Genomic DNA, 702 nt, shown 5'->3' with positions numbered 1-702 from the left:
GACGAGCCACCGCCCCGCTCGAAGGGTCCGAAATACGCGTCGAAGGAGGGTAGCGTGAAACGATATGCCTCGGTGCTGATGTCCACATCCCGGAAGCCCGCACCCTCGAGCAACGAGCGCAACCGCCCTTCATCGCCCAGCGAGAACCTGTGAGCGATCGCTGCGGCCGCGGATGGCAGGTGGCGTGCCACGGCTAAACTGATCGTCCCGTTGTAGGAGCGCTCGGGCGAGGTGGTGACGGAGGCCGCCGCCCATCCCCCGGGGCGGAGCACACGATGGAACTCGGAGAGACCACGCGCCGGGTCGGGGAAGAACATCAGCCCGAGGTGGCACAGGACGGTATCGAAGCTCTCGTCCGGGAACGACAAGGCTTGGCCGTCCTCGACAATTGCTGAGGCGCCCGGCGTCCGACCGAGGCGCTGGCGCGCCTTCTCGATCATTTCGGGCGAGATATCGGTGGCTACGACTGATCCCTCACGGCCAATGACGTCCATTGCCGCCTCAGCGGCGATGCCGGTGCCGGTGGCCACGTCGAGAACGCGCTGCCTCGGTGCAAGCCGTGCAGCCCGCAGAAGGAACGGAACGAAATGGGCTGAGACATGCGAAAAAGCATGATCGTACTCGGCGGCGGCCTCCCGCCTAAATGCCAGTTCATCGGTCATCTGCAGCGCCCTGCCGCGATGGCCTAGGATAGGCTCCGCG

At 65.7% G+C, this 702-nt stretch carries 1 protein-coding gene; it reads right to left on the bottom strand.

What is annotated here, in order from left to right:
• Window positions 1–662 (bottom strand): class I SAM-dependent methyltransferase (locus tag OCW50_RS33120; protein WP_262300408.1); only part of this gene is annotated, 662 nt, incomplete at its 3' end.
• Between the last annotated feature and the right edge of the window lie 40 nt (window positions 663–702).

Source organism: Microvirga sesbaniae, from assembly GCF_025460805.1.
Lineage (GTDB): Bacteria > Pseudomonadota > Alphaproteobacteria > Rhizobiales > Beijerinckiaceae > Microvirga > Microvirga sesbaniae.
Note: the sequence above shows the minus strand (reverse complement) of the source record. Positions and strands in the feature narration are given on the sequence as shown.